The organism is Paenibacillus sp. QJM3NY_38, assembly GCF_056173265.1.
On record NZ_CM149665.1, the window covers coordinates 912,160 to 930,212 of the forward strand.

Annotated in this window: 17 protein-coding genes; 9 read left to right on the forward strand and 8 right to left on the reverse strand. The window is 49.3% G+C overall.

The annotated features are described in order from the left end of the window. Positions 1–27: 27 nt before the first annotated feature. The 7 genes from AC0VZ8_RS04050 to AC0VZ8_RS04080 all read left to right on the forward strand — a co-directional run bounded on the left by AC0VZ8_RS04050 (position 28) and on the right by AC0VZ8_RS04080 (position 7,085). A complete protein-coding gene (locus AC0VZ8_RS04050) occupies positions 28–1,026 on the forward strand; it encodes a Gfo/Idh/MocA family protein (RefSeq protein WP_260068404.1) in 999 nt (332 codons plus the stop codon). Continuing rightward, positions 1,023–2,018, forward strand: a complete 996-nt coding sequence (locus tag AC0VZ8_RS04055; RefSeq protein WP_260068403.1) for a Gfo/Idh/MocA family protein — start codon at positions 1,023–1,025, stop codon at positions 2,016–2,018. Before AC0VZ8_RS04050 ends, AC0VZ8_RS04055 begins: the two co-directional genes overlap by 4 nt. Before the next feature lie 221 nt (positions 2,019–2,239). Beyond that, a complete protein-coding gene (locus tag AC0VZ8_RS04060; RefSeq protein WP_475486104.1) occupies positions 2,240–3,139 on the forward strand; it encodes a helix-turn-helix domain-containing protein in 900 nt (299 codons plus the stop codon). Between the two features lie 304 nt (positions 3,140–3,443). Beyond that, positions 3,444–3,749, forward strand: a complete 306-nt coding sequence (locus tag AC0VZ8_RS04065; protein WP_475486105.1) for a hypothetical protein — start codon at positions 3,444–3,446, stop codon at positions 3,747–3,749. A gap of 135 nt (positions 3,750–3,884) precedes the next feature. Next, positions 3,885–4,697: a MurR/RpiR family transcriptional regulator gene (locus tag AC0VZ8_RS04070; RefSeq protein WP_475486106.1), complete on the forward strand. Its 813-nt coding sequence runs from the start codon at positions 3,885–3,887 to the stop codon at positions 4,695–4,697. Positions 4,698–4,920: 223 nt separating this feature from the next. Beyond that, positions 4,921–6,411, forward strand: a complete 1,491-nt coding sequence (locus AC0VZ8_RS04075; protein WP_475486107.1) for a PTS transporter subunit EIIC — start codon at positions 4,921–4,923, stop codon at positions 6,409–6,411. A 29-nt stretch (positions 6,412–6,440) separates the two neighbouring features. Continuing rightward, positions 6,441–7,085, forward strand: coding sequence for an N-acetylmannosamine-6-phosphate 2-epimerase (locus tag AC0VZ8_RS04080; RefSeq protein WP_397376777.1), 645 nt, complete (start codon positions 6,441–6,443; stop codon positions 7,083–7,085). 140 nt (positions 7,086–7,225) lie between these two features. Here AC0VZ8_RS04080 and AC0VZ8_RS04085 read toward each other — a convergent pair whose 3' ends face one another. The 8 genes from AC0VZ8_RS04085 to AC0VZ8_RS04120 all read right to left on the reverse strand — a co-directional run bounded on the left by AC0VZ8_RS04085 (position 7,226) and on the right by AC0VZ8_RS04120 (position 15,758). Beyond that, a complete protein-coding gene (locus AC0VZ8_RS04085) occupies positions 7,226–8,068 on the reverse strand; it encodes an undecaprenyl-diphosphate phosphatase (RefSeq protein ID WP_216532568.1) in 843 nt (280 codons plus the stop codon). A gap of 105 nt (positions 8,069–8,173) precedes the next feature. After that, positions 8,174–8,785, reverse strand: a complete 612-nt coding sequence (locus tag AC0VZ8_RS04090; RefSeq protein WP_475486108.1) for a DedA family protein — start codon at positions 8,783–8,785, stop codon at positions 8,174–8,176. 41 nt (positions 8,786–8,826) lie between these two features. Next, positions 8,827–10,776 (reverse strand): ABC transporter permease, encoded by a 1,950-nt coding sequence (locus AC0VZ8_RS04095; protein WP_475486109.1) that lies wholly within the window; start codon positions 10,774–10,776, stop codon positions 8,827–8,829. After that, positions 10,751–11,521: an ABC transporter ATP-binding protein gene (locus tag AC0VZ8_RS04100; protein ID WP_475486110.1), complete on the reverse strand. Its 771-nt coding sequence runs from the start codon at positions 11,519–11,521 to the stop codon at positions 10,751–10,753. The genes AC0VZ8_RS04095 and AC0VZ8_RS04100 overlap by 26 nt, the downstream gene beginning before the upstream one ends. A 190-nt stretch (positions 11,522–11,711) precedes the next feature. Beyond that, positions 11,712–12,719: a HAMP domain-containing histidine kinase gene (locus tag AC0VZ8_RS04105; RefSeq protein ID WP_475486111.1), complete on the reverse strand. Its 1,008-nt coding sequence runs from the start codon at positions 12,717–12,719 to the stop codon at positions 11,712–11,714. Further along, positions 12,716–13,417 (reverse strand): response regulator transcription factor, encoded by a 702-nt coding sequence (locus AC0VZ8_RS04110; protein ID WP_475486112.1) that lies wholly within the window; start codon positions 13,415–13,417, stop codon positions 12,716–12,718. Before AC0VZ8_RS04110 ends, AC0VZ8_RS04105 begins: the two co-directional genes overlap by 4 nt. A gap of 170 nt (positions 13,418–13,587) precedes the next feature. Next, positions 13,588–15,075 (reverse strand): sensor histidine kinase, encoded by a 1,488-nt coding sequence (locus AC0VZ8_RS04115; RefSeq protein ID WP_475486113.1) that lies wholly within the window; start codon positions 15,073–15,075, stop codon positions 13,588–13,590. Continuing rightward, positions 15,072–15,758, reverse strand: coding sequence for a response regulator transcription factor (locus tag AC0VZ8_RS04120; protein ID WP_071221905.1), 687 nt, complete (start codon positions 15,756–15,758; stop codon positions 15,072–15,074). Before AC0VZ8_RS04120 ends, AC0VZ8_RS04115 begins: the two co-directional genes overlap by 4 nt. Before the next feature lie 237 nt (positions 15,759–15,995). Here AC0VZ8_RS04120 and AC0VZ8_RS04125 point away from each other — a divergent pair, with 237 nt between their 5' ends. Then, on the forward strand, positions 15,996–16,760 hold the full coding sequence (locus AC0VZ8_RS04125) for a pirin family protein (RefSeq protein ID WP_071221904.1): 765 nt from the start codon (positions 15,996–15,998) through the stop codon (positions 16,758–16,760). A 414-nt stretch (positions 16,761–17,174) separates the two neighbouring features. Next, positions 17,175–17,993: a C40 family peptidase gene (locus AC0VZ8_RS04130; RefSeq protein ID WP_475487636.1), complete on the forward strand. Its 819-nt coding sequence runs from the start codon at positions 17,175–17,177 to the stop codon at positions 17,991–17,993. The last annotated feature ends 60 nt before the right edge of the window (positions 17,994–18,053 follow it).

Consider the following 18,053-nt stretch of genomic DNA (forward strand, 5'->3'; position numbering starts at 1 on the left):
CATTATAGGTATACTGGAGGGAGAAGCATGAACATAGCGATTTTGGGCTGCGGAACGATGGGGACAGCCTATGCGCACAATTTGGCGAAAATGCCGGGAGTAACGGTGACAGGCGTGGTTGATATTAACGCCGGGCGGGCTGAGCGGGCAGCAGCTTTGACTGGGGCGAAGGCATACACGGATGTAGAGTCGCTGTTTGAACAAAAAGATTTGGAAACGGTTGCGGTGTGTCTGCCCACCTATCTCCATAAACCGTTTGTGCTGAAGTTAGCTGAAAGAGGACTGCACGTCATCTGCGAAAAACCGGCTGCATTGACCCTGGAGGATGCACTGGAAATGAGGGCAGCCTGCGAAAAGCATGGAGTCCGCTTGTTTATCGGACATGTCGTTCGATTCTTCCCGAACTATCATGATGCCTATCGGCAGGCCAACTCCGGGAGCATCGGAACACCAAAGATGGCTCACTTTAAGCGGTACGGTTCGTATCCGCAGGGCATGGATGGATGGTATAACGATCCGGGCAAGAGCGGCGGTGTTATCATGGACCTCTTGATTCACGATATCGATTTTGCCTGCTGGCTGTTCGGGGAAGTAGAGTCGGTATATGCTTCCACCGTTAAGCGGGATGAGCCTGAGATGGAGTATGCTCAGCTTACGCTTCATTTTAAAAATAAAGCAATCGCGAGTCTAACCGGCTATTGGGGGTATCCTGGACCGTTTACGACGCAGTTCGAAATTTCGGGAAACCAAGGAATCATAAGATTTGATAGCAATCAGGTGCAGTCTCTGGATATTAAATTGGTGAATGCGGAGGCAGGAGAGGGAGCAGCCGTACAGGTTCCTTCAAGCCCAAGCTTGTATGACCCATATTATTACGAGGTGCAGCATTTTATCGAGTGCATCCGGAACGGCAGCGAGCCGCTCGTCAGTATCAAGGATGCTTGTTATGCCGTTGAAATCGCTCAGGCAGCGGAGCAATCGGCTCAGACTGGACAGCCCGCGATGATCGGAGGGACGATTTCATGAAAAAAGTTAAAGTAGGCTTTATTAGCTTTGCCCATATGCATGCGGCGAGTTATCTCTTAGGCATGCTGAAGCGGGAGGATGTCGAGGTGGTCGGAGTCGCGGATGAGAACGCGGAGCGCGTGCGTCCTTACTCGGTGGACCGGGGAATCCCGTATTATGCAGACTATAATGAATTGCTGGCACAGGAACTGGATGCGGTTGTCATCTGTTCGGAAAATGCACGACATGCGGAATTTACCAAGCTTGCCGCTGCGGCGGGTAAGCATGTGCTGTGCGAGAAGCCGTTAGGCTTGTCCGAGTCCGAGATGCTGGAGATGATTCAAGTGTGCAAGGATCATGGCGTTCAGCTCATGACGGCTTTTCCTTGCCGTTATATCACCTCCGTGCGTCAGGCGAAGGAAGCGATTGACGCGGGACAAATCGGTGAGATTTTGGCCATGAAGGGAACCAACCGGGGAAGCATGCCTGGCGGCTGGTTTATCGAACGGGAGAAATCGGGCGGCGGAGCCGTATTGGACCATACCGTCCATGTAATGGACCTGATGCACTGGTTTACCGGCAGCAAGGCAGAGGAAGTGTACGCCCATGCGGAAACACTCTTCAATGACACGGAGATTGACGATGCCGGCATGGTCCATGTCAAATTCGCGAATGGCGTTGTTGCTGTACTGGACCCAAGCTGGTCCCGCAATCGCACCTTCCCGACCTGGGGAGATGTAACGCTTGAGATCATCGGCACCAAGGGCGTGCTGAACATTGATTCTTTTGCGCAGAAGAACGATGTCTACAGCGATGTAACTGGTAAAGCTGCGTGGAGCTTCTGGGGCGATGATATGGATGCAGGTCTTGTCAACAGCTTTATCGACAGCATCCGCGACGGCAAGCCGGTCGAAATAACAGGGGAAGACGGCTACTATTCTGCCCGTGTAGCCATTGCAGCGTATGAATCCGCTAGCACCAAGCGTACCGTTCAGCTGAAACCGCTGGGGTAAATGCGATTTTTCCGGCTTTAGCCGTACAGCAGATACACGCTCGGATACGTGTCACCGTCGACGACACGCAGGAAGCCTTTCCCGGGATCCATAATGAGAATCATGTCATAGCAAAAGCCTCCTCGATCTTAGTAATCGAAGGGGCTTTTTGATGTTGGCAAAAAAGATCAAAAACGTCCTTCTTCCATTTGGTATTCTTAATAACAAAGGAGGGCCTGACCTTGAGTACCCAGCGAATCATCCAAAATAGCATAGCATACATGGAGCAGCATCTGGAGGAGCAGCTGACCCTCGCGGAGATTGCAGCCCATGCCGGTTTTTCGCCATATCACTTCCACCGCTTGTTTCGGAAGGAGGTCGGTATGAACATCGCGGATTACCTTAGAAAACGAAGACTCTGTTATGCAGCACAGCTTCTGCTGCACACCGAGGCTGCGATTATCGACATTTCCCTGCACTGCCACTTCGAAAGTCAGGAGTCGTTTACGAGAGCATTCAAAAAATTATACGGCATGCCGCCGGGGCGTTACCGGAAAATCTTTGCGGTTCACGCTCATCACTCAAGCCAATATAAAGGAGAGGATCATATGCAGCAGCAATCTCAACCCGAATTAAAAGGCTGGTTTCTGAGCGGAAGCCACCCGCATGATTATGAAATCGGCGTTGACCGTTCCACCGTCCACCAAGGAAGCACTTCCGGTTACCTTAAAGCCCTTACCCCCATGGATGCGGGCGCTTTTGCGACCATGATGCAGCAGTTCAAAGCCGATAAGTATGCGGGCAAGCGGATGCGGTTCTCCGGATTTGTCAAAACCGAGAACGTCAAAGAATACTGCGGGCTGTGGATGCGCGTTGATAACCGTGCGGAAGACGTGCTTCAGTTCGATAATATGAACGATCGGCGCATTATGGGTAGTACGCACTGGAATCACTACGCCATCGTGCTTGACGTACCAGAGGAGAGCGCGACGATCTCGATCGGTGTTCTGCTGATGGGGGCAGGCAAGGTGTGGCTGGACAGCCTCCGTTTTGAAGAGGTGGATCTTAGCGTACCGACGACGAACCTCGATCTTCACTATGAGCTGCTGGAGGAGCCTACCAATTTATCGTTTGAAGAGTGAGGTGGAGGGGGTTCACGCTGCCACGGAAATGAATGAATCTTAGGTCGTCGATGGATAGGGGATTCCCCATACAACCATTAGGCAGAAGTCCCTCCTTATCGGAGGGCTTCTTCTTTTTTCTTCATGGATGAATGGTTGCGTTGCATCATATTTACTCCTATGATGGTCTTGAGTAATTACTCTATTATTATGACAATCATAGATAGCTTTAGCGCATTAGAAGCAACTCTTATCATCCGCATCTTTTCTTGTCCACGATATTTTGAAGAAAACGAGCATCTATTTGCCAAAAGGAAGGTGTACTATGCAGGTAATAACGCTATGCGGATCGACCAAGTTTAAAGCACAGTTTCGGGAAGTCGAGGCTGCGCTTACGTTAAGCGGACATATCGTTCTTAGTGTCGGTTTTTTTGAGCAGAGCGACGGGATCGAGATCACGGAGGAGCAGGAATGCAAGCTTAAAGAGCTGCACTTCCGCAAAATCGATATGTCGGACGAGATCTTTGTAATCGATGTGAATGGCTATATTGGAGACAGCACTCGGGCCGAGATCGAATACGCCAGCAGTCATGGTAAGAAGGTACGGTATTATTCAAAGGAGCAACTGTAGTAGTCGATATCATTCTCTGCATACCGTTTTTACGAACTAGGATTCAGGATGGGCACTAGCATTCACGCCCATAGCCATAATATTGAATCCATATGCTTTTTTTGTTATAATTCCCAAATGGCGGTGGTGGATTCAATGGATATTTATATGGTTATTCAGCAGTTATATCCGAGTTTCTCGAAGAAAGAACAGTTGGTAGCGAATTATATTCTTCAAGAAGGTCAATCAATTAATAACATGAATATATCTGTCCTAGCGAACCATGTTGGTGTCTCGAATGGGACAATCACGCATTTTTGCAAGAAGATTGGTTGCAATAATTTTGCCGAATTGAAGGTTCAGTTGGGCAGGCTTCGTACTGCAGCGGCCCCTTCGGCGGAGGACAATATTCTCATTCAAGTATCTAAATTCTATCAGACGGTCATCGAGCGTTCGAATCAATTACTGGACATTACATATTTGCATCGACTTGCTGAAGCGATTAAGAGCGCAGCACGAATTTACATATACGGAATCGGGAGCTCGGGACTTTCAGCGAAGGAAATGATGCTTCGTTTGCTGCGTATGGGCTTCAATGTGCAGAGTATTACGGATTCTCATTTAATGCTGATCAATAGTTCGATATTGAATGAGAATGATTTCGTTATTGCGATTTCCAGTTCAGGGGAAACGTCTGTCATTGTCGACGCAACCAGAATTGCAAAGAATAATGGGTGTAAAGTCATCTGTCTGACCAGCTTCTCCGAAAGTACCCTGGCGCAACAAGTGGACTCTTTTATTTTGGTCTCCAATACATTGTTTGTTGATAAAAAAAGGTTTGTAAATAGTCAATTTTCCGTCATGTATGCGATAGATATTTTATGCATGATTTTACTCGCGGATCCGGATTTAAATAGTCGGATGCAAATTACAGTTAATACGATTCTTGAGCATAATCGAATGGATTAATAACAAGCTTTCATTGTACCTGTGAACCTCAAAAGTTGACGTATTTTTCGTCTACTGGAGGGGCACAGGTTTTTTTATTGTCATTGTTCATACTAAGTGTCGTAGATTAATTACCAATTAATAAAATTATTTCAGTAAAATTATATTTACTAAAATAATTTCATGATGTAGAATTGACATATCGCGATGGAATACAATGATTGATCCAATAGGAGGAAAATCCATGTTTAAACAGTTGCAAAAGCTTGGTAAGTCATTTATGTTACCGATTGCAATCCTGCCTGCTGCGGGTTTGCTGCTTGGAATTGGGGGAGCCTTATCGAATGCGAATACGATTGCTGCCTATCCGATTCTGAACACGCGGTTTTTACAAGCTGTTTTTCAAATTATGTCGGCAGCCGGCAATGTTGTGTTTGCCAACTTAGCGCTAATCATGTGTATTGGTCTTGCCGTGGGGTTAGCGAAAAAAGATAAAGGTACTGCTGCCCTGGCGGCAGCCGTCTCGTTCCTGGTTATGAATGCATCGATTGGTGCAATGATCACTGTATTTAATCCAAGCGTTGAATCCATTGACACCGGAGTTGTAGGGGCTATTGTCATTGGTATCCTGGTTACTTATTTGAACAATCGATACCGGGGGATTCAATTACCTTCCTTTCTTGGATTTTTTGGAGGCTCGCGGTTTATTCCGATCGTCTCATCGTTTAGTGCTATTTTTGTAGGCGGGATCTTCTTCTTAATCTGGCCCACATTTCAAGGCTGGCTGGTAGCGGCAGGGACTGCTATAGCCGGAATGGGATATTTCGGTACCTATTTATACGGATTCTTGCTTTGTCTTACAGGTGCTGTCGGTCTACACCATATGATTTATCCGATGTTCTGGTTCACAGAGCTGGGCGGTGTCGCCACGGTTGCAGGTCAGCAAGTGGTGGGTGCGCAGAAAATCTTTTTTGCCGAACTGGCTGATCCGAATCATGTTGGAATGTTCTCCGAAGGAACCCGTTTTTTTGCAGGACGTTTTGCTACGATGATGTTTGGTCTTCCTGCGGCATGTCTAGCGATGTATCATTGCGTTCCGAAGCACCGTCGCAAGCTTGTGTTTGGTTTGTTCTTTAGTGCAGCGCTGACATCGTTCCTGACAGGGATTACGGAGCCGATTGAGTTTATGTTCTTGTTCGTCGCTCCTTGGTTATACGTGATTCATGCGGCTCTAGATGGTCTATCCTTTATGATCGCGGATATGTTATCCGTTCGTATCGGGAATACCTTCTCTGGCGGGGCCATCGACTTCATGCTCTTTGGGGTTCTGCAGGGGAATGCCAAAACGAATTGGATCTATGTCATTATTGTGGGGCTCTTCTGGGCTATCATCTATTACCTTGTGTTCCGCTTCTTAATTACGAAATTCAATGTGGCGACACCTGGACGTGAAAGTGATGGGGAGAGCGTATCGGTTGAAACCAAGGACAGCATTGGAGAGACCGCGATGAAAGTGCTGAATGCGCTTGGTGGCAAGGAGAACCTGGAAGATGTCGATGCATGTATTACAAGACTTCGTGTTGCAGTCAAAGATGTATCGAAAGTAGATAAGGATACAATTAAAGAACTGGGTGCTACTGCAGTATTGGAAGTAAAAGGCGGGATTCAGGCTGTATTTGGCGCAAAAGCCGACTTAATTAAACAAAAGATAAATGAGGCTATTGGAGAAGAATAAAAGAGGATATGGCATGGAGGGAACATATTGTGAAACGAGGATTAATTGTATCATGTCAGGCTTTGCCAGGCGAACCGTTGCATAGTTCGTTTATTATGGGACGTATGGCCATTGCGGCAGCCGAATCCGGTGCGGTGGGGATCCGTGCTAATAGCGTTGAAGACATTGAGGAAATAAAGAAGCAAGTTGAGCTGCCCATTATTGGCATTATCAAAAAAGACTATCCGGGCATGCAATCGTTCATTACAGCGACCATGACCGAAGTGGATGCGCTTGTTGGTACGGGGGTTGAGATTATTGCTGTACAAGCAACGATGGATCAGGATGAGGCATTCCTGCAATCGATCTTTACAAAATATCCTTCGCAGAAGTTCATGGCGGATATCTCCACAACGGAAGAGGGGTTACGAGCGGATCGATTGGGGTTCCACTACATTGGAACGACACTTATTGGTTATACACCGCAGTCTCAGCATGTGGAGAAGTTCACCGTGCTGGAAGAACTGATTAAGCAGTGTAAGAAGCCAGTCATTGCAGAAGGCAACTTCAACACACCGGAGCAGGCTGCAAAAGCGATCGAAATGGGAGCTTATTGTGTGGTTGTAGGCAGCGCCATAACAAGGCCGCAAATCATCACGAAGTGGTTCTCGAACGCGGTAAACGAAATTCTATAACAAAAGAGATACAGTTGTACGAAAGCTATCCGCGCACCCTTAATAAAAGGCGGGGCTGTCCCAAAAGTCATTGAAGATGACTTAAGGACAGCCCCGCCTATTTCCAATCTTGTGCATTCATTATACATGAACGAGCGGTTTTACAGATAAAGCACCAACGCAATAATAGCAGCGAGCACGATCCGATAGATCGCAAACGGCACCAGCTTGATCCGGTTAATCAGCTTCAGGAAGAAGCGGATGGAGATCAAGGCGAAGACGAAGGCTGCCACGAAACCGGCGATGAAGAACGGAAGAGCCTCCAGCGTGAAGTATTCCCAGTTTTTTAGCAGCGACAGTAAGCTGGCTCCGAACATGATCGGCACAGCCATAATGAAGGTGAAGTCTGCCGCCGCGCGGTGACTCATACCGAGCATGACGCCTCCGGAGATGGTGGAGCCGGAGCGGGAGAAGCCCGGCCAGAGCGACAGACACTGAATCAGTCCGACGCTGAATGCCTGTCTGTACGTAATTTGGTCGACAGTGACCACTTTCGGCTCTTTTTTCGAGCTGACTTTATCGGCGACGATCATGAAGATGGCTCCGATCACAAGTCCGATAAGTACCGTTTCGGTGGAAAATAAATGCTCGTCAATCAGGTCTTCGAACAAGACGCCCAGAACACCGGCCGGAATCAAACCAACGATAACCTGGCTGAGCTTCAATCTGCCTGTACCCGCCGGTACGCCGGCTTCAGGCTTTTTGCGTTTGAGTCCCAAGAGATCCAGGAAGCGGTCCTTAAACACAACGAGGACGGCGAGAATGGAGCCAAGCTGAATGACAACCTTGAAGGTGTTGGCTACGTATTTCGTCAGAAACTCCTCGGATTTCAGCCACATATCATCAACGATGATCATATGACCGGTAGAGGATACAGGAGCGAACTCGGTCAGTCCCTCGACGATTCCTAGAATAATTGCTTTGAGGATAGTTAAAAAATCCATGACCTATAGTCTCTCCCTTACAAAAAATATTAAATGTAATGATATGAATGATGAATGGCATGAAGTGCGTGATCCAATCTTCAACTTTTCAGCGGGCACCCGATTTTAAGCTGATTTTCTCCGCTTGCGGAAGAAAAGGAACAGAAACGCAATCACGGCCACAGCTATTACAGCATAAGCGATATTGGAATAGACGTCCATGAAAGCCACGATTTTTTCCCATGAATCACCGACGGCGGCTCCCACGCATACCAGAATAATGTTCCAGATCAGTGTACCGATTGTCGTGAAGAGGAGGAACATGCCGAACTTCATGTTGGACATCCCCGCCGGGATGGAGATCAGGCTTCGGATCAGCGGAATCATGCGGCAGAACAGCACGGTCCAGTAGCCGTATTTATCAAACCACGCATCCGCCTTGCGGATGTCTTCTTTTTTAACGCGGAGGATATGCCCCCAACGATCCACGATTTTTTCAAGCCGCTCGACATCGAGCAGGCGACCAATCCCGTACAGAATAACAGCGCCGACTACAGATCCGATCGTAGCTGCAATAATTACGCCTGGTACCGTCAATTTCGTGTAGGTGGTCATGAATCCGCCGAAGGTAAGAATGACCTCGGAGGGGATTGGAGGAAACACGTTCTCCAGGGCAATCATCAGCAGGATGCCGATATAGCCGAACTGCTCCATAATATCCGTAATCCAGTTTTCCAAAAGTTACACCTCTTTCAAAGTAAGAATGCTGCTTACATCCTTTATATAAGGGTCTGCTTCAGCTTGCGCAAATACTGACTGCGGATGAAAAAGAAATACATAACCTGCATCATCAGGAAGCTGATCAGCACGATGCCCATTTCTGCCGCAATGGATAAATAGAAGTAGCTCTGCAGCGCGACAAAAGCAAAGATGCTGTGCACAATCGCAAGGCCGATCGGTACAAAAAACAGCAGCGCCAGCTGTCCGGTGACGATCCGCCGGAACTCCTTATCGGTCATGCCAAGCCGGGATATCGTGGCATAATGCCTGCGGTCATAATCCAGATCGGCATAGAGGCGGAAGTACAGGAAGCTTCCCGCCGCGATAAAAAACACCGTACCCACAAGCAGTGCCGCGAAGAGCAGCATATTGTACAGGCTATCCCGGAGGGCAAACAGCGTGCCGCTGACCGCCAGCGCAAAGGTCCGGTCCATCTCATAACGCACCGCCCCGCGTGGGGCCAGATGAGGGACGATGCCCTCAGTCTTCGTGAAGTCATCCACATAGAAGCCGGTGTACCGCTCTAGCCGGACCGGATTCGTGATGGCGGCGAAGGCTTCGTCACTGACCACAAGCCCGCCGAAACGGGAATCGTTGTCCATTTCCGGCAGCAAATATTCCGGTACGCCGACATGATCGGAATAACCGGTTTCATGCAGGAGGATTTCGGAATCATGGATCCGGTATGAAGCGTGCTCCCGATGGCGAATATAAGCTCTGTCATTTTGCGAGGCAATGAGAACAAGAGCATCCTCACCGCTCAGCGGCTGTTCATCAAATGGCAGCCCCGCCATCAGCACCACCGCCTTATAGTCGGAGAAGGAGATCAGTGCCAACGGATTTTGCAACTGCCCGACCTGCGCGGAAGCCGGCTGGGCTTCCGTATATTTCACGCGAAACGATAGCGTTTCAAACGGTATTTTTTTCGATTCAAGCTCCTGTCGAATTTCATGTAAATGCTGCTTCTCAGAAGTGTCTCCCGTTTTGGCAAGATAGCCGATGGCAGCAGGGAAATCCTCATTGAATTGCTTCGTGAGCACCGGGATGGAGGCAAATACGCCTACCGAGCAAAAGGAAACAGCCAGCACGATGGTTACCATCGAGAACATCTGTGCATGATCCCTAAGCCGGTAATGCAGGCTGGATAGCGAGATCAGCTTGGTCCGTCTCCAGGCTAACCGGCGGCTCTGTTTCAGCCTTCGCACAAGAGCAACGCCTAACTGCGTATACAACAGATAGGTGCCGATCATCGTCATGAAGGTAACCGGAAACATGCGCAGCGCGAGGGTTGACGCGCTTGTTGTGGCCGCCAAGCTGTAGCTGACCACCAGCAGCACGGCTGCCAATATGGATAACCAGGGCGATGTCCTGGGCGCGGTTTTCGGCCGCTGTCCGGACTGAAACAGATCGATCAACGCTTTAGGACGCAGCAGCCAGGATGTGCACAGCGAGATAATGATAAACAGCAGCACGTAACTTGCGACCGTCAGTCCAAGCGCACGCAGGGGCAGTCGAAACGGCAGGGGTGGGATTCCAAGAAAGGCCGAACCAGCCATCAGAAACAGCTTGCCTGTAATGACGCAGAAAAGGATGCCCGTTGCAATGGCGCTTACGCCGATGATCATATTTTCGAGAAATACCATCTTGTTAAACTGGCGATCCGTCATGCCATGCATGAACAGAATGCCGAACTCGCGCTTGCGCGTCTTTAGAAAGGCCCCGACGGAATACAGCACGAAGAAAAACGAGAATACATACATGATCAGCTCGGCGCCGAGCATCGCTTGGATAACAACCGGATAGAACATCTCGCCCGCTATCGAAGGATGGAACAGGAACAGCGCGCACACAAAGAATATCATGACGGAGAATGCGCTGCTTAAGAAATAGGCTGCATAGGTCCGCTTATTCCTCAGGACATTCCTAAAAGCGAATTGTCGAAAGGTCATGACTGCCTCCTCCCAGTAAAGCCAGCATGTCGATGATTTTCTGGAAAAAGGCTTGGCGGTTGTCACCGCAATACATTTCATTATATAGTTGTCCGTCCTTGATGAACAAGACGCGGTCACAGTAGCTGGCTGCCACCGGATCATGAGTGACCATGAGAATCGTTGCGGAAGCTTCTTTACTCGATGCGGAAAGCGTCTGCATCACCTCTTTGGAGGCTTTGGAGTCCAGGTTGCCGGTGGGCTCGTCAGCGAGAATCAGGGAGGGCTCCTGAATGAGCGCCCTGGCAATGGCAGTGCGCTGCATTTGTCCGCCGGAAATCTCATAGGTATGCTTATGCAGAATGGAACCGATGTCGAGTCGATCCGCGATCCGGCTCAGCCGGCTGCCCATATCGTCCAGCGGCATGCCTTCCAGCGTTAACGGTAGAACGATATTTTCCTCAACGGTGAGCGTATCCAGCAGGTTGAAGTGCTGGAAGACGAAGCCCAGCTCCCTGCGCCGAAACAGAGCGGTGTCGCTTCTGCTGAGAAGATGAGGATTGCGCCCATTGATGATCACTTCCCCGGCCGTGGGCTGATCAATGGTTGCAATCAGATTGAGGAGCGTGGTTTTTCCGCTGCCGGATGGACCCATAATACCGACGAACTCTCCTTTGGCGACGTTGAAGTGAATATTGTTCAACGCTTGAAACGCCACTTTACCCTCGTAGATTTTGGATAGATGCTTGACGCTCAGGATGAGCATATCTTCACTCCTCTATAACGATGATCTCATTGTAAAAGATTCGGTCGCCTCCATGCCATATTCGTAACTTACAGTTACCTTACAACCTTGTAAGGTTTCTTGAACGGCCGTAAGTTAGATGTTAGATCAGGGACTGCCACTGCCATAGTATCCGAATGGGCACTAAGCAGAGGCTCTGCTTGCCATGAAGCTATTGAGCAATGTGGCCTGAAGAATCCATGAAAATGATACGGACCGTCGTTCCTTCATCCACTTTGGATTCGATCTCGAAGGCATGTCCAAGCTTATCGCATATTTGTTTGACAAGAAACAGCCCCATGCCTGTCGATTCTTGGAACCTGCGACCGTTCTCTCCGGTGAAGTAGGGGTCGAATACCCGCGGCAGGTCGCTTTGGGGAATGCCGATGCCTTCGTCCCGGATCTCAAGCACAACTTGATTCTCCCGGGTGTAGCCGTTAAAAAAGAGGGTGCCTTGTTCCTTCAGTGTATACCGAACCGCATTGGTCAGCAGCTGCGTCAGTACAAAAGAGAGCCATTTCTCGTCCGTGGCCACCGTTAGTCCGGAATCGATCCGGATGGACGGGTAAATTCTCCGCCGGATAAACAAACGCTTTTGCTCGGAAGTGACATGACGGACGATTCGTTGAAGCGGCAGGTTTTCCACGTGAAAATCATGCTCGAACGTATCAAGCCTTGCGGTATACAGCACCAGATCAAGCCCTTTTTTGAGTCGGTCCAGCTCGTCGCCGATCGCGGCGAAACGGGGATCATCGTCATCCTGAAGAATCAGGTGAATGACCGAAATCGGCGTTTTCATCTGGTGGGCCCATTGGTTGATGAACTGAAGATGTCCTTCAATTTTATGTTTATAGTTATGCAGATCCGTGGTGTAATGCCGGAACTGGGTTTTTAGCAGCTGATGAAGCGCTTCAGCGAGCGGAGTGTGAGAGGATTCTGCCGAGGATTCGCCGGTGAGGGATTCTCCCGGGAGTGGCTGCTCTAATCGTTTATAGAACGAACGGTTGGCAATAAAGCGAAAGGCCAGATAGCCGAGAAGCAGCAGTAAGCTGATGATGCCCGCGTACAGACTGACCGTCAAATTGCGATAACCATCCAGTCTGTAAATGAGCGTTATCAACATAAGCTGGGCAATGTATACCATTATTAAGGGACGCTGTTCTTGCAGGAATAGCTTCATGCTTCGTCCCTCCAGTTCGGTACCAGTCGATAGCCGCGACCGCGCACGGTTTGAAGGCCATCCTCGATTCCGAGGGCAGCGAGTTTCTTGCGGACGCGGGTGATGTATACGTTCAGCGTATTATCGTCCACAAAGGCCTGATCATCCCATATTTTCTCGAGAAGCCGGTCTCTGCTGACGATCTGCTCGGGCTTCTTCATTAACTCGTCCAATATTTTGGCTTCGGTATGGCTGATTTCCGTCTGGGTCTGCTCAAGCGACAGGGAGAGACGCTCAACGTCGAGCGTAAGCCCGGCGACGCTCAGAACCCGCTCATTCTGTGCGACAGCATAGGAGCCGTAGGCACGCCGGAGCTGACTCTTGATTTTGGCCATGGCAATCTCGTAGTCAAAAGGTTTGGTTATATAATCGTCGGCGCCGTTTTCCAAGGCCATCACCTGATCCATTTTCCCGTCACGGGCGGAGATGAAGATAATCGGGCAGGTGGAGAGGCTGCGGAACTGCCGGCACCAATAATAGCCGTCGTATTTTGGCAGATTGATATCCAGAAGCACAAGGTGGGGGCCATACGATTCAAATTGATCGCGTACCGTCTCGAAGTCATGAACGGACTGCGTCATGTAACCGAATTTATGAAGATACTCTTTCAGCAGGTTAACCAGTCCGGTATCGTCTTCGACAATAAAGATTTTGAACATATCGATCATAGTCCCTTCATTCGACATTCTAGTACCGACTGTATTGTACCAAATTGTAAAGATTTAAGGAAAAAATATGTTAGCAAAGACAACGGAAATCGCTGCTGAAACGAAAAATTTCCTACAGACCGCCGCTTCGTGAACGAACGGTGCATGAAGGGGATTACAGGCTAGGGACTGATGCCCGGCCACTCGGCACGAAAAACCGTTCCTTGGTTGACCTTGCTGTCCACGTTCATCTGCCCCCCATGCGCGGAAATGATGGATTGGGTAATGGACAATCCAAGACCCGCACCACCATACTGTCTGGTCCGGGATTCGTCGATACGGTAGAAGCGCTCGAACAGATGGGGGAGATGCTCCTTCGGAATCCCGGCTCCGTTATCGGCAACCAGCAATACGACCTGGTCCTTGGTTTTATTAGCCGATACGGTAATCTGCCCTGTGGTAGAGTCAGTATGCTGTACCGCATTATGAAAGAGGTTGTAGATGACCTGTTTGATCTTATCGGGATCACACCGGCACAGCAACGGTATCGTTTGAATCGCTACACTCCTGCCTTGGGCAAGCATCCTGAGATGAGGCTCCATTTCAAGCAGCAGTTGATCCAGCCGGGTTTCCTGCAGATGGAGCTCCGGCTTGCGATCAAGCTTGGCTAACAGAAGCAAATCCTCGACCAATTTCTTCATGCGCTTGGATTCCCCGTGCATGCTGGATAGTGCAGCATGCAGCTGCTCCGGGTTGTCGGCGGCGCCGCGGCCCAGCACCTCCAGAAAACCGTGAATCGAAGTCAGCGGCGTTCGCAGCTCATGCGAAGCATCGGCAATAAACCTCCTCATCTGCTCTTTGGCTTCGCGTTCGGCTTCAAACGCATCCTCGAGCCGTTCCAGCATGCCGTTAAACGATTCGGCCAAGCGGTCAATCTCCCGTTGACCCTGCACGGCAGGAAATCGCTCCGCCAAGTTTCCGGCATCCGTGCGTTCGACCGTTTTGACCATTTGGTTCAGCGGGTGGAGCGTCCGGCGCAGCAAAGGCAGGTACAATGCAATCCCCGCAGCCATGGCAAGTAAAGCCAGTACGGCAAAAATCAGCAGCTGCCGCAATAGAACGGCATGCAGCGGCTGCGTATCCAATCCAAGCTGCAGCACACCTGAGGGGCTGTTTGGGTTGCCGTAAGGACGAAAGACAATGATCTGCTCGATGCCTTCGGCATTGTCGATCACTACATACGAAATAGGCTGACGTCCCTGGAATTTTTCCAGAATCGCTGAATAAACCTCTGCTGTCAGCTGTGGTGCGGACAGGCTATTGCCAGCGGCGAGGTCGGTATACCCTCCGTCAACTTCTATCTTGGCAAGCGACATGTTTGGCAGAAAAAACATAGGTCTGTCTCCCTGACGCGGATTTTCCGGAAGGGCTTCGTTATTTCGCCCTGCAGACCGGTTACGCGGCTCCCGATCAGGCTCCCATATCTCCACGGGGATAGAGCGAGCCTGAAGGGAAAGAGCCTCGGCTTGATTGCGGAACAGGGCATTTTTCATTAACACATATTGCAATGCGCCGATCAGCACGAGCAGAAGCGCCAAGACGATGAGGGATCGTGACAGGAGCTGCGTACGTAGAGACGTAGGTCCGGATGAACGTATTCGCAAACTCATGGCAAATCAACCCGGTAGCCGGCTCCGCGAAGCGTGCGAATGACCCGGTGTTCCTTATCGCCGAGCTTCTCGCGCAGGGATCGGATATAAACCTCCACGATGTTGTCCTCTCCGCCAAAGTCATAATCCCACACAATATTCAAAATGTTTGGTTTACTCAAAACGCTGCCGTGTTTGGTCACAAGCAATTTAAGCAGCTTATACTCCGTGGGGGACAGCTCAAGTGCCTCCCCTTGGTATGCAATTTCTTTCTTGCGGTCATCGATGGTGAATGGGCCAAGCTGGAGTTCACCCAGCAGGCTCGGGAACTGATTGCGCAGCCTTGCTTGAATTCGGGCAAGCAGCTCTTCGAAACTGAAGGGCTTGGCCATGTAATCATCCGCGCCGATCATGAGGCCCTTCACACGGTCATCAATCTCGTCCTTTGCGGTAAGCATGATGATCGCGACATCCCGGCCCTCCTCCTTCAAGCGCCGGCATGCCGCAAGTCCGTCCATTCCCGGCATCATCACATCGAGAACGATGATATGCGGCTCGAAGCGGCTTGCTTCCATTATTGCAGATTCCCCATCGGGGGCCGTCCGCACCACAAACCCTTCATTATGGAGACCAAGCTCCAGAAACTGCAGGATATGCGGCTCGTCATCCACGAGCAAAATGCGAATACGATGCATTGATTCCATAACACAAAACTCCCCTTATCTCATTCCTTCAACTTTATCATACGTGCTCCAGCTGAATGAAAACTGAACATAAACTGAAAATAAACTGAAAAGTGATTCGCAAATATGCATCCTCAATAAGGGAATTTAAGGATGTTGATATATATTCTGTTATCGTGGATACTATCTTAAAGCCGAGACAATCAATGCAGCACCTGTTCAAGGTCATCATGGATGGGTGAAAGGAGGAGACTGGACATGATAGGAAATGTATATCCACCCGAGGATCAGAGCAAGGGCTCTCTCGATGGAGGAAGGATAACGGAGCAGAAGCCGATCGGTTTCTCCGGAGAAGGGTCTGCCGTGACCCGGGTGGGACCGCTTTTCTATTGGTCCTGGTTTCGTTCGCCCGTCGAAGGTTATATCGCGCCTCATCCCCATCAGGGTTTTGAAATCGTAACTTATATGATTCAGGGGAAGGGCGTTCATAAGGATTCGCATGGTACGCACAATGAGTTGGGGGCTGGAGGCCTGCAATTGATGAGGGCGGGTTCCGGACTAACGCACGAGGAACGTCTCACTGGGCCGGATGCAGAAGGATTTCAGATTTGGTTCGAGCCGTATCTTCGCGATTCATTGAAACAGAATCCTGCCTGTCGTCAGTATCGACCGGATTCCTTTCCGGTAACCCGCATACAGGGTGGGCTGGTTAAAACGATGATTGGCGGTTCTGCGCCAACTGATTTATCCGTTGATGTGAGGATGCTGGATATTCAGATTCTGGCCGGGAACGAAGCTCAGTATGAATTGAAGTCCGGCAGGAGAGCGGCTGTGCTTGCCGTGAGGGGAGCGGGCAGCTTTTGTGCCGAAGAGGAAAGCCTCCAATTTCGTCAGCGGGACTTTATGGTAATGGATACGAAGCATGGCGAGACGCTGAGCCTTAAGGCGCAAGAGAATGTCAGGGTCATCCTGATTGACGTACCGGAAAACCCTGGGTATCCGCTCTATTCCAAGAGGCCATAAGGTTAAATGTTTACAAAATTGTAGTGGAATGAAATTTAGGATGTACGATAAACTAGAGTCTGTCAGATGGGGATGCCCGTCTGGACAGGCTTTTTTAGCTGTCGGAGTGATTCAAATATATTCTCTCATGCAACAATAACAACAAAAAATACGTATATATGGTAAGTAGAAAGACCCAACAGAGAATTCCGGAGTTCGTTATACCGGGATGGTTGGGTTATTTTGGCATGTATTATTTCTAAAATAATCTATTTATACTAAATTAAAGTATAAAAAGAGACTAAAGTCCCCCTCTTTACCAATAGTTGGCATACGTTTTTGTGAGGATGGTAGCATGCGTCCCAAGACATAGCCTGTCTATAATGATTGCGGGATCACGAAAATGACAATTTCGTCATTCCACAATCTAACGAGATGGGGGAGATCATTATTTTCTCGAAAAAAAGCTTTAAACAATTGATGGCCGGAGCGCTTCTATCAGCAGCTGTTCTTGGTTCTTACGGATATGGGTCTGTGAATGAAGTGGCTGCTGCCAGCGTGCAGTCAGTAACCAAAGGTGTAGCAAGCTCGAATGTGTATATGCGCAATCAGCCTTCGACTTCGGGTAAAGTCTTGGATCGTGTGTATAAAGGTGACAGCGTTCAAATTCTGGGCAGCAGCTCAGGGTGGTATAAGATTAAAACTTCGGAGGGTAAGAAAGGATATGCTTCCTCTAAATATATTAACCAAAGTAACGGCTCTTCTAACAATTCCGGCAGTAATTCCGGCAATTCGGGAAGCACTGCGCCTTCTGCAAGCGCAAGCGTTGAAAAAGTAATCAGTGCAGGCATGAAGTATTTGGGCACGCCATATGAATTCGGTTCTAACCGCAATTCAACGAAAACCTTTGACTGCTCGGCCTTTGTCCGCCGCGCATTTATGGACGGCGCTAACATTACGCTGCCAAGCGATTCCCGCAAGCAAGGGCAGTACATCAAGGACAAAGGAACTGCTGTATATAACGTGAATCAATTAAAACGCGGGGATCTGGTATTCTTTATGAGTTACAGAGGTTCATCGGCATCCGCCTATGCCGGATTGGACAAGTCCAAACAGCGGATCACGCATGTAGCTATTTATCTGGGAGATAATAAACTGCTGCATACGTATTCGAAACAATCCGGTGGTGTCCTGGTAGGCACCTTCGGTGATTCCTGGAAAAATCGCTTCGTGCATGGCGGAAGCGTCCTGTAACGTATCTGTGTCATTTTTTCATTAAGTATATATTCATACTTAGTATGAGATAGAAGGACT

Excerpts from the sequence above, each read along its gene's own strand:
- AC0VZ8_RS04050 (WP_260068404.1), top strand. The coding sequence starts at position 28 with ATGAACATAGCGATTTTGGGCTGCGGAACGATGGGGACAGCCTATGCG.
- AC0VZ8_RS04055 (WP_260068403.1), top strand. The coding sequence starts at position 1,023 with ATGAAAAAAGTTAAAGTAGGCTTTATTAGCTTTGCCCATATGCATGCG.
- AC0VZ8_RS04065 (WP_475486105.1), top strand. The coding sequence starts at position 3,444 with ATGCAGGTAATAACGCTATGCGGATCGACCAAGTTTAAAGCACAGTTT.
- AC0VZ8_RS04070 (WP_475486106.1), top strand. The coding sequence starts at position 3,885 with ATGGATATTTATATGGTTATTCAGCAGTTATATCCGAGTTTCTCGAAG.
- AC0VZ8_RS04075 (WP_475486107.1), top strand. The coding sequence starts at position 4,921 with ATGTTTAAACAGTTGCAAAAGCTTGGTAAGTCATTTATGTTACCGATT.
- AC0VZ8_RS04085 (WP_216532568.1), bottom strand. The coding sequence starts at position 8,068 with ATGGATTTTTTAACTATCCTCAAAGCAATTATTCTAGGAATCGTCGAG.
- AC0VZ8_RS04095 (WP_475486109.1), bottom strand. The coding sequence starts at position 10,776 with ATGACCTTTCGACAATTCGCTTTTAGGAATGTCCTGAGGAATAAGCGG.
- AC0VZ8_RS04100 (WP_475486110.1), bottom strand. The coding sequence starts at position 11,521 with ATGCTCATCCTGAGCGTCAAGCATCTATCCAAAATCTACGAGGGTAAA.
- AC0VZ8_RS04105 (WP_475486111.1), bottom strand. The coding sequence starts at position 12,719 with ATGAAGCTATTCCTGCAAGAACAGCGTCCCTTAATAATGGTATACATT.
- AC0VZ8_RS04110 (WP_475486112.1), bottom strand. The coding sequence starts at position 13,417 with ATGTTCAAAATCTTTATTGTCGAAGACGATACCGGACTGGTTAACCTG.
- AC0VZ8_RS04115 (WP_475486113.1), bottom strand. The coding sequence starts at position 15,075 with ATGAGTTTGCGAATACGTTCATCCGGACCTACGTCTCTACGTACGCAG.
- AC0VZ8_RS04120 (WP_071221905.1), bottom strand. The coding sequence starts at position 15,758 with ATGGAATCAATGCATCGTATTCGCATTTTGCTCGTGGATGACGAGCCG.
- AC0VZ8_RS04125 (WP_071221904.1), top strand. The coding sequence starts at position 15,996 with ATGATAGGAAATGTATATCCACCCGAGGATCAGAGCAAGGGCTCTCTC.
- AC0VZ8_RS04130 (WP_475487636.1), top strand. The coding sequence starts at position 17,175 with ATGGGGGAGATCATTATTTTCTCGAAAAAAAGCTTTAAACAATTGATG.